Source organism: Oscillibacter sp. KLE 1745, from assembly GCF_000469445.2.
Taxonomy (GTDB): Bacteria; Bacillota; Clostridia; order Oscillospirales; family Oscillospiraceae; genus Oscillibacter; species Oscillibacter welbionis.
The window spans coordinates 1-9195 of record NZ_KI271707.1; the positions used below are offsets into that span (position 1 = coordinate 1).

General features: G+C 62.6%; 12 protein-coding genes, 1 pseudogene and 1 riboswitch. Of the genes and pseudogenes, 11 read left to right on the forward strand and 2 right to left on the reverse strand.

Features of this window, described 5'->3' with window-relative positions; all coding sequences use genetic code 11:
- Window positions 1-167 precede the first annotated feature (167 nt).
- From HMPREF1546_RS05785 to HMPREF1546_RS05830, 10 genes are all read left to right on the forward strand, one after another.
- A complete protein-coding gene (locus tag HMPREF1546_RS05785; protein ID WP_021747579.1) occupies window positions 168-563 on the forward strand; it encodes a hypothetical protein in 396 nt (131 codons plus the stop codon).
- Between the two features lie 20 nt (window positions 564-583).
- Entirely contained in the window at window positions 584-1429 is an 846-nt protein-coding gene (locus tag HMPREF1546_RS05790) for an HAD-IIB family hydrolase (RefSeq protein ID WP_021747580.1), read from the forward strand.
- A 117-nt stretch (window positions 1430-1546) separates the two neighbouring features.
- The gene (locus tag HMPREF1546_RS05795) at window positions 1547-1939 is read left to right on the forward strand and encodes a helix-turn-helix domain-containing protein (protein ID WP_021747581.1); all 393 of its coding nucleotides are present in this window, start codon (window positions 1547-1549) and stop codon (window positions 1937-1939) included.
- Window positions 1936-2325: a hypothetical protein gene (locus tag HMPREF1546_RS05800; RefSeq protein WP_021747582.1), complete on the forward strand. Its 390-nt coding sequence runs from the start codon at window positions 1936-1938 to the stop codon at window positions 2323-2325. The genes HMPREF1546_RS05795 and HMPREF1546_RS05800 overlap by 4 nt, the downstream gene beginning before the upstream one ends.
- 143 nt (window positions 2326-2468) lie before the next feature.
- Window positions 2469-2861, forward strand: a complete 393-nt coding sequence (locus tag HMPREF1546_RS05805; RefSeq protein ID WP_025545026.1) for a GntR family transcriptional regulator — start codon at window positions 2469-2471, stop codon at window positions 2859-2861.
- Window positions 2842-3537, forward strand: coding sequence for an ABC transporter ATP-binding protein (locus tag HMPREF1546_RS05810; protein ID WP_021747584.1), 696 nt, complete (start codon window positions 2842-2844; stop codon window positions 3535-3537). Before HMPREF1546_RS05805 ends, HMPREF1546_RS05810 begins: the two co-directional genes overlap by 20 nt.
- A complete protein-coding gene (locus HMPREF1546_RS05815) occupies window positions 3531-4340 on the forward strand; it encodes a hypothetical protein (protein ID WP_021747585.1) in 810 nt (269 codons plus the stop codon). The genes HMPREF1546_RS05810 and HMPREF1546_RS05815 overlap by 7 nt, the downstream gene beginning before the upstream one ends.
- A 70-nt stretch (window positions 4341-4410) precedes the next feature.
- Complete coding sequence (locus HMPREF1546_RS05820) at window positions 4411-4881, forward strand: small multi-drug export protein (RefSeq protein ID WP_021747586.1); 471 nt, start codon at window positions 4411-4413, stop codon at window positions 4879-4881.
- 22 nt (window positions 4882-4903) lie between these two features.
- Window positions 4904-5611 carry a hypothetical protein gene (locus HMPREF1546_RS05825; protein WP_021747587.1) on the forward strand — a complete coding sequence of 236 codons (708 nt, stop codon included), beginning with the start codon at window positions 4904-4906 and terminating at the stop codon, window positions 5609-5611.
- A 39-nt stretch (window positions 5612-5650) separates the two neighbouring features.
- Window positions 5651-6157, forward strand: a complete 507-nt coding sequence (locus tag HMPREF1546_RS05830) for a hypothetical protein (protein ID WP_021747588.1) — start codon at window positions 5651-5653, stop codon at window positions 6155-6157.
- A gap of 143 nt (window positions 6158-6300) precedes the next feature.
- On the opposite strand, the gene HMPREF1546_RS05835 is transcribed toward HMPREF1546_RS05830, so the two are convergent.
- On the reverse strand, window positions 6301-7575 hold the full coding sequence (locus HMPREF1546_RS05835; protein WP_021747589.1) for an amidohydrolase family protein: 1275 nt from the start codon (window positions 7573-7575) through the stop codon (window positions 6301-6303).
- 69 nt (window positions 7576-7644) lie between these two features.
- A riboswitch (purine riboswitch) is annotated at window positions 7645-7743 on the reverse strand.
- 110 nt (window positions 7744-7853) lie between these two features.
- Here HMPREF1546_RS05835 and HMPREF1546_RS05840 point away from each other — a divergent pair.
- A complete protein-coding gene (locus HMPREF1546_RS05840) occupies window positions 7854-8618 on the forward strand; it encodes a ZIP family metal transporter (protein ID WP_021747590.1) in 765 nt (254 codons plus the stop codon).
- Between the two features lie 71 nt (window positions 8619-8689).
- Here the strand turns inward: HMPREF1546_RS05840 and HMPREF1546_RS19390 are convergent.
- A pseudogene (locus tag HMPREF1546_RS19390) lies at window positions 8690-9195 on the reverse strand (collagen-like protein); the annotation flags it as partial.

Genomic DNA, 9195 nt, shown 5'->3' on the forward strand with positions numbered 1-9195 from the left:
CCGGCGGAGAGGGGGAGGCCAAGCGCCGCCGCAGGCCCCACCACCGGGGAGGCCGCCGCAGAAACAAGGGCGGCGAAGGCGGCTCCGCCCCTAAGAGCGAGTGACCTTTTTGGGGGAAACCGCCGCCCGCTTTGTGGGCGGCGGTTTTGCGAGGGGAGTGGACCGGCATGGAAAGGATTCGGTTCCGGAAAGGCTATTTCGTTCTGGCCGCGGCTGCCGCGCTCGCGGCCCTGACCGTCTGGGCGGATTCCCCATGGCTGGAACTCCCGGTATTTATGGGGTCCGGCGTGGCCATCCACGGGGTCTTGGCCCATTATACCGGCAAGATTCTGAAATTCTGGCAGAAAACGGACCCAGGCGCCTGTGCGGCCCATCAAAAGATGCTGCCGCCGCAGCTTCAAAACACAGGCCCGGGCGGGCGCTATTTATGTGTGGACCCCGAATATGCCTATCGCCCGGAAGACCGGGAGATCATCAAGCGGTGGCTTTATTTCAAAAGGACTGCGGCAGCTGCCCTTCTGTGTGTTTGGGGGACCCTGCTGGCGCATGCTCTGTTCAACTGACGGATGAGGGAGGAACACCCATGGGAAAATTTGACGGTGTACTGCTGGCCAGCGATTTTGACAATACCCTGCTGAATACGGAGACGGCCCGGCGCACGGGCGCCGAGGTGCCGGAGGTGTCCCGCCGGAACCGGGAGGCGCTGGAGTATTTCATGGCCGGCGGCGGGAGATTTGCCATCGCCACCGGCCGGGCGCTGGCGGCCTTCATCAAATTCGCGGATCAGGTGCCCATGAACGCGCCGGGCATTGTGTGCAACGGCGCGGCCCTGTATGATTTTCAGAAGGGGGAGTATCTGGAGACCATTCTGCTGGACGAGAGCACCCGCCGGCGGGGACAGGAGACTCTGGACCGATTCCCCACGCTGGCGGTGGAGGCATACCACATCGACAACGTGATCCACGCCGTCCGGCCCAATCTCTATACCCGCCAGCATGAGCACGTCACTCATGTGAGCGTGGTGGAAAAGCCCTCCCTGCTGGATGTGCCCCTGCCGCTGGGAAAGATCATGTTTGAGGAGGACCACGCCGTTTTGGAGGAGGTCAAGGCGTTTCTGCAGTCCCAGCCCTGGGCGGGGGAGTATGAGATCTTCTTCTCTGACCGGACACTGCTGGAGGTCACCGCCAGAGGCGCCACCAAGGGTGGCATGGTGGCCCGGCTGGCGGAGCGGCTGGGCATCTCCCGCCAGCACATCTACTGCGCCGGGGACGAGGCCAACGACCTGTCCATGCTGACCTGGGCGGCGGAGGGATTTGCCCCCGCCAACTGCGTACCCGCTGTCCGGGCCTGCGGGGCCACCATCGTGGCAGATGCGGACCACGACACTCTGGCGGACATCGTGTCCCGCCTGGACAAAATGTACGCCTGAGCGCCGGAAACACCGCTCCGCTACCTGTGGTAGCGGAAATTCCAGGTTTGGTTGCTGGCATGTCCCAGTATCGTCTGGTATCCTGAACGTGTGAAAACGGCAGGGGAGGGAAGCGCCATGACCTTTGGAGAGAAGCTGCAAAAGCTCCGGACCCGGGCGGGATTGAGCCAGGACCAGCTTGCCGAGCTGCTGGATGTGAGCCGCCAGGCGGTGAGCAAGTGGGAGCGGAACGAGGCCATGCCGGAGGCGGAGAAGCTCGTCCGCATCAGCCGCCAGTTCGGCGTGTCCACGGATTACTTATTGCTGGAAGAACTAGAGGAGCCGGAGACGGCCAGTACCACGGCTCCTGCGGCGGGCCTGTGGGTCCGGGTCAAGCAATGGTACCGGAACAGGGGCTATCTGCTGGCCTGGGTTCTGGCGGCCTGGGTGTCTGGAACCTGGTTGACCTGGCTGTTCTTGCGGCCAATACATACCAGCAGGCGCAGGACCTCGAGAATTTTGCCTGGGTGAAATACGTGCAGATGGTGTATATTCCCACAATGATTCCCCATGTGCTGCTGATTCTCGTGTCTGTGATTCTGGTATTCCGGGGCCGCCAATTGGCAGGGCGGCTTCGTTGGTATCATCTGGGCTGGCTCCTGGTGCTGATGGGTCTGCTGAACATGCGGCTCCCTCTTCCCGCGCCTCTGCGGTTTTTGCAGACGGGGCCGGTCTGGAGTATTTCCACTGCGTTGCTGGTGTATCTGGCGGAGTATGGGCTGGAGAATATGTGGGAATTTCTGGAGGTGACTTTTTGGGACGACCTGCCCTGTCTTCTGGTGACCATTTTGGGCTTCGCCATCCTCATCCTGGGCTGCCGGTATGATCAGAGAACCTCCCTCCGCAAAATCGAATAACCGATGAATCCCTTGCGCCGCAGCGATAAGCCGCTGCGGCGCTTTTGCCTCTCCAAAATTTTTTTCGAATCCACTTGACAAATCTGGAGAATGTGCTATTGTATTACTTGCTTAGTACAACAACACAAATGGGAGGTGCTTCTGTGAAGTGGCAGTTTTCCAATGACGCGCCGATCTATTCCCAGCTGATCGCGCAGATCAAGGTGGGCATTGTCTCCGGCGCGTTCCCGCCGGGGGAGCGGCTGCCTTCCGTGCGGGACCTGGCTACGGAGGCCGGGGTGAATCCCAACACCATGCAGCGGGCCCTGACGGAGCTGGAGCGGGACGGACTGGTATACAGCCAGCGAACCACGGGTAGATTTGTGACGGAGGATCAGGCCATGATTGCATCTGCAAAGAGAAGTTTGGCGGAGCGCCACATTCAGGCGTTCCTGGAGGCCATGACCCACCTGGGCTATGGCCGGGAGGAGATCCTGACGCTGCTGCGGCAGGAGGAGACCAAGGGAGGAGAAGACAATGGCAGTTCTGGAATGTAAAGATCTGAGCAAGCACTACGGCAACGCGCCGGCGCTGAACCATGTGAGCCTGGCGGTGGAACCGGGCCGGATCGTGGGATTGCTGGGCCCCAACGGCAGCGGCAAGACCACCCTCATCAAGCTGGCCAACGGCCTGCTGACCCCCAGCGAGGGAGAGGTGCTGGTATGCGATATGGCCCCTGGAAAGGAGAGCCACGCCAGCGTCAGCTACCTGCCGGAGCGGACCTGCATCCCCACTTGGATGTCCGTGAAGCAGCTGCTGGATTTCTATGGCGACTTCTACCGGGACTTCAATCGGAAGGCGGCGGAGGAGATGCTCACCCATCTGAACATCCGCCTGACCCAGCGGATCAAGCAGATGTCTAAGGGAACCCGGGAGAAGGTGCAGCTCATCATGGTGATGAGCCGGGCGGCAAAGCTGTATCTGCTGGATGAGCCCATCGGCGGCGTGGACCCCGCCACCCGGGACTACATCCTCTCCACCATCATCGGCAATTACAATCCCGAGGCGGCAGTGATTATCTCCACCCACCTGATCGCCGATGTGGAAAAGGTTCTGGACGAGGTCATTTTCATCAATCAGGGCCAGGTGGTGCTCCAGTCCTCTGTGGATGAGATCCGGGAGGAGAAGGGCATGAGCGTGGACGCCCTGTTCCGGGAGGTGTTCAAATGCTGACGAAACTCTTGAAGCACGAATTCCGTGCCACGGCCCGCATCATGGGGCCTTTGTACCTGGTTCTGCTGGCGGTGGCCCTGGGCTTCAATTTCTCCGCCAGGCTGATGGACTCAGGCAACTTTGTGCTGAATATGCTGGCCGCTTTGGTGGTCATGGCCTATGTGGTGGCCATTACCGCCGTGTTCATTGTGGCGTTCATTCTGATGCTCCAGCGGTTCTACAAAAATCTGCTGGGGGACGAGGGCTACATCATGTTCACTCTGCCCGCCTCGGTTCACCAGCATGTGTGGAGCAAGCTGATCGTCTCCGCCGTGTGGTTCATCGCCACCGGCGTGGTGGTGTTCCTGTCTGTTTTTGTGGCGGCCTTCAACGTGAGCTTCTTGACGGATTTGGCGAGTGTTTTCCCCAAGCTGTTCCAGCAGATGACCGCCTACTACGCCGTCAACGGCACCGTTTTCGCGCTGGAGCTTCTGGCGCTGATGCTGGCAGCCTGCATGAGTTTCTCCCTGCAGTTCTATGCCGCTCTGGCGGCGGGCCACAGCTTTGCCAACCATAAGATGGCCCTGTCCGTGGCGTTCTTCTTTGCGTTCCAGTTTGTGGTGCAGATGGCGGGGGCCATTGTTCTGGTCCTGCTGGACGAGGGGCCGCTGCACCAGTTCCTGCTGACGCTGGATTTCCAGCTCACCGGCGTGGCGGCGGTCCACTTCACGATGGTGGCTCTGCTCCTGCTGACAGTGCTCTACGGCGCGATTTTCTATATTGTAACCACAATTACCTTGAAAAAGCGCTTGAATCTGGAGTAAACTGGACCATACGCTTCCGGCGGGCCGTGGGAGTGATCCCACGGCCCCGGAAATCTTAAGGGAGGCCGCCATGCCCGTAGAGGAAAACCTGATGCAAGCGATCCTGCTGACCTTCGGCACCGCTATGGTGCCGGTGCTGGAGCTCCGGGGCGCCATTCCTGTGGGAGTGGCGGCGGGACTCTCCCCGGCTGCGGCCTGCCTGGTGTCCATCCTGGGCAATATGGTGCCGGTGCCCTTTATCCTGCTGCTGATCCGCCGGATCTTCGACTGGCTCCGGGGCACCCGCCTTTTCGGCCCCAGGATCGACTGGCTGGAGCGCCGGGCTCACCTGAAGGGCCGGATGGTGCGGAAGTACCGCCTGCCGGGACTCATCATTCTGGTAGCCATCCCCCTGCCGGGGACCGGGGCCTGGACGGGGGCTCTGGTGGCGGCCCTGCTGGACATCCGGATGCGCCACGCGCTGCCCGCCATCTTCCTGGGCGTGGTGATTGCCGGGGCCATCGTCACCACGCTGACCTACGGCGTGGTGCAGCTGTTTTAACTAGGAAAAGAGGAAACTTCCATTGAAAGATTTGAAAAAGCGCCTGGGCGCCCTTGTCCTGGCGGGATTGACGACACTGTCCCTGGTGGCCTGCAGCGTTCCCCTGGGGGATGCGGAGGTCCGCACCGGAGAGGACGGCACCGTGGTGATCGACGGCGAGGCCATCTGGGACGAGACCGCCCCCGCTCCGGATGCGGCGCCTCCGGAGACGGAGCCCCCGGCGGAGGATCCCACCGCAGATGCTGCGGAGGACGCGGAGCCCCTGTACGAGTATTACAGCACCCTGGAGGAGCTGCTTGCGGGCATTCAGGAGGGCTATGTGTTCCGCCTGGACCACACCTTTGATCAGGCTGCCCGGCCCACCGTCACCGGCGGCCACTGGCCCTTCCAGGTGTCCGATGAGGGCACCCTGGACCTGGAGATCCGATTCAGTGACCTGCTTCCTCTGGAAGACGAGGGGCTGGTCTCCGGCGAGAGCCGGGTGGAGGTCCGCCTGACCTCCCCGGAGGGAGAGACGGTCTATGGCTATGCGGCCACCAGAGCCGAGCTTGAGGAGGACATCGCCATTCAGGAGACGATCCCCCTGACGCCGGGGGAGTGGGACTTGGAGATCTCCTTCGTGTTCCGCAGTGCCGGCGGCGACAGCCCGGCGGCCCTGCACATCTCTGCCCAATGCCAATCTCTGACCCAGGAGGATTTGACGTACCTGAAGGAGCTGCGCCTGCGGTGACGCGGCCCGCATCCATTTAAAACCTTACAGGAGGTATGTATGAAAAAATATCTCATCCTCTGTGTCCTGGCCCTGACGCTGCTGCTGACCGCCTGCGGCGGGGAACAAGCTGCGGCCGACACCGCTGAGGAGGCAGTGAAGGACCACTACTACCAGATTCTGGACGCCGCCGGTAAAGAGCTGTACACCGTCACAGACAGCGGGGCCGTGGCGGAGATCGACGCTCTCATCAACAAGGCCGGCGGCGAGAACGCCGACCACGGGAATGCGGAGGGAGACCCTCTCTACACTTATGTCTACTGGCAGGAGACTACCCTCCACGCTGGGGAGGACCCGGATGCGGAGCGGGAATACCTGGAGGTCTTCCGGACCCAGGTGCGGCAGGGCAGCAATGCCGTCACCACGGAGGTCCTGTCCGATACCCTGGAGGGCGTTGGGAGCTTTGTAGGCGTGGAAGGACTGGGCGGTCTGCTGACGTTTACCGCTGAAGTGCCCCGGGAAACGGCGGACGCCCTGCGGGACCCGGCGCAGTTTGCCGGGGCGTGAGCAATACAAAATAGATGCGGCGCATCCGTTTCAGGGTGCACCGCACGTTTGCTTTTAGGGGTGTGCCGGCCCATACCACTCCCCAGGGGGGCCTCCCAGACGGGAACAAAAAAGAGCGGGACACACAGCATCCCGCTCTTTGATCAACCCTCTGCGGAGAATACCTTCCGTCCCTCGCTCCAGACCGCCCGGATGGCGCCGCCCTGACGCAGATACACCGCCCGCTCCAGCCGCTCCTGGGGCGTCATGGGATGGGGCTGGGGAAGATCATCGTCCGCCAGGACCAGGGCGTGGAGATGATTGCCTGGGGCAAAGCCCGGCTGCTCGGCGAAGTATGCCGCACCGGCGGAGGTGGCCAGGTACCAGCCCTCCGGCACCGTGAGGAAATCCGTCTCCCAGTTGTCCAGCACCCGCCGGGCCTTGGAGGCCCGGATGGAGGCGGCCACCACATCGAACATGTGCAGGTGGTCCCCGCCGGCAATGTCGCTGCCCAGGGCCACCTTCACGCCCTCATTCAGCATGGCCCGCACCGGCGCCACGCCGGAGCAGATGTTCTGGTTGGAGTCGGCGCAATGGACCGCTGTCACGCCGGCGTCCCGCATGGCCTGCCGCTCCCGCGCATCGGACCAGACGCAGTGGGCCATGACGGTGCGGCTGGTCCACAGGCCGTATTTGGCATAGGTCTCCCAGTACTGCTGGCAGCCCGGGTGGAGCTGGCGCACCCAGGCCATCTCTGCCTGGTTCTCCGACAGGTGGGACTGGACGGGGAGATCCCGCTCCGCCGCCAGTTTGCCCAGAAACGCCATCAGCTCGTCAGTGCAGGAGGGGGTGAACCGGGGCGTCAGTATGGGCTTCACCAGGCGGAAGTCCTGACAGGCATCCAGCCAGCGGAGCGTCTCACGCCTGGACTCCTCTGTGGTCTCCTCCAACAGGCCGGGGGCAGCGTTCCGGTCCATGTTCACCTTGCCCACGTAGCCGGTGACGCCGGCCTTCTCCAGTTCCTCCATCAGGATCAGCGTGGCGTCCGTGTGGAGAGAGGAGAACATGCACACCCGCGTGGTGCCGTTTGCAATAAGCTCCCGGGCCAGGCGGCTGTAAATCTCCCGGGCGTAGCCTGTGTCCGCGAACCGGGCCTCTGTGGGAAAGGCGTATGCGTTCAGCCAGTCCAGCAGGGGCAGGTCCATGCCCATCCCCAGCATGGGGTACTGGGGCGCATGGAGGTGCAGATCCGCAAAGGACTGGAGGATCAGCGCGTCTCCCCAGTCCTCCACTGGGGCACCGGCGTACTGCTCGGGCAAAGACCCGTACACACCCTGGATGAGGCCGTCCTCGGCCACCAGATATCCGCCCGGCAGGGCATCCAGCTGTCCCAGGGTGGGAGCGGACAGAATAGTTCCCTTGATGATCGTCAGTGACATGGCAAATCTCCTTTTGTTTCCGTTCCGGATTTTTCAGACAGAAAAGAAGCGCCTGCCGGCAGGGGATGGCCCCTTCCAACAGACACTCATAGAAGAGCCTTCGGCGGCTCCGTAGAGACGTTCGCGCCATGACAGCGAACTTATATGAGCTTTTCCTGCTGCCTATACCATATCACACATCGTCCCCGGATGCAAGCCCTGTCACGCCGGGAAGTCCTGCCGCTTATACTGGCATACGGGCGGTGTTCCGCCTGAATCAGAGAAAAGGCGTTGGTGCTATGCTGCAGTCTCTTGGCTGGGCGGCCCTGGGTACGGGCTTCACATTTTTGATGACCGCTCTGGGCGCGGCCATGGTGTTTTTTTTCGCCGGGGAACCCCGGCCCCACTTTCAAAAGACCCTGCTGGGCTTTGCTGCTGGAGTCATGACGGCGGCCTCCGTGTGGAGCCTGCTGCTGCCGGCCATCGACCGGGCCGCAGAGGGGGCGCTGCCGGACTGGCTGCCCGCCGCGGGCGGAATGCTGTTGGGCGTGGTCTTCCTGTCCGCTCTGGATGCCTTGCTGCCCCATCTGCGGCGGGACCGGACCTGGCAGGATGCCTCTTGGCGGCAGACCACTCTGCTGATGACAGCCATCACCCTACATAACGTCCCGGAGGGGATGGCGGTGGGGCTGGCCTTTGCCCTGGTGTCCGGAGGGGAGGGCTTTGCCGGGGCGGCGGCCCTGGCCATGGGCATCGGCATCCAGAATTTTCCGGAGGGAGCCGCCGTGGCTCTGCCCCTGCGGCAGGGCGGCTGGTCCCGTCCCAGGGCCTTTGTGGGGGGAATGCTCTCCGGCGCCGTGGAGCCGGTGTTCGGCGTGCTGGCGGCACTGGCCGCGGCCGGCGTGGACCCGCTGATGCCCTGGCTGCTGAGTTTTGCTGCCGGAGCGATGCTGTACGTGGTGGTGGAGGAGTTGATTCCCCAGGCCCACAGCCGGGCGGGGACCTGCGGTTTTGTGATGGGGTTCCTGGTGATGATGGTGCTGGACGTGGCACTGGGCGGCTGAGACCGCCCTCTGGACTCCGGCAGAAAAGGGCCGGGAGGCCGCCTGCAGGCGGTCTCCCGGTCTTGCGCAGCTCAGGCCTCTCTGCTGGGCTGCAGAGCCAGAATCACCAGAGTGGCTTCGCCGTCCCGAACGGTAACGCTGCTGTTGCTGTTCAGGGAAAAACGGGTAGCCTCCTCCACGGAAATGATGAAAGAGGCAGAGCCGGATACACTGGTATTGTCGATACCGGTCCGATTGTAGACGCCGTACTCCAGATGACCGCGTCCTCCGTAGCCCGGTGTGATTTGAAGATATCCGGCGGTCAGAAGGTTGGCGGCAAAGTGGTAGGCGATGAGATATACTCCCGGTTGCAGGAGGAGCTGAGTGGTAGATTCCTGCACAATGTGGCCGGTCGCATCCGTTGCTGCCGCACTCAAAGAGATTGAGCTGCCGTTGAAAAACTCCTGCTGGTAGGTGACAAAAGACGCATAGGCCGGAATACCCGACGGACCCTGAGGTCCTTGGGGACCCTGAAGTCCTTGGGGACCCTGGAATCCTTGTGGGCCCTGAGGTCCTTCCGGCCCCTGAGGCCCTTGCG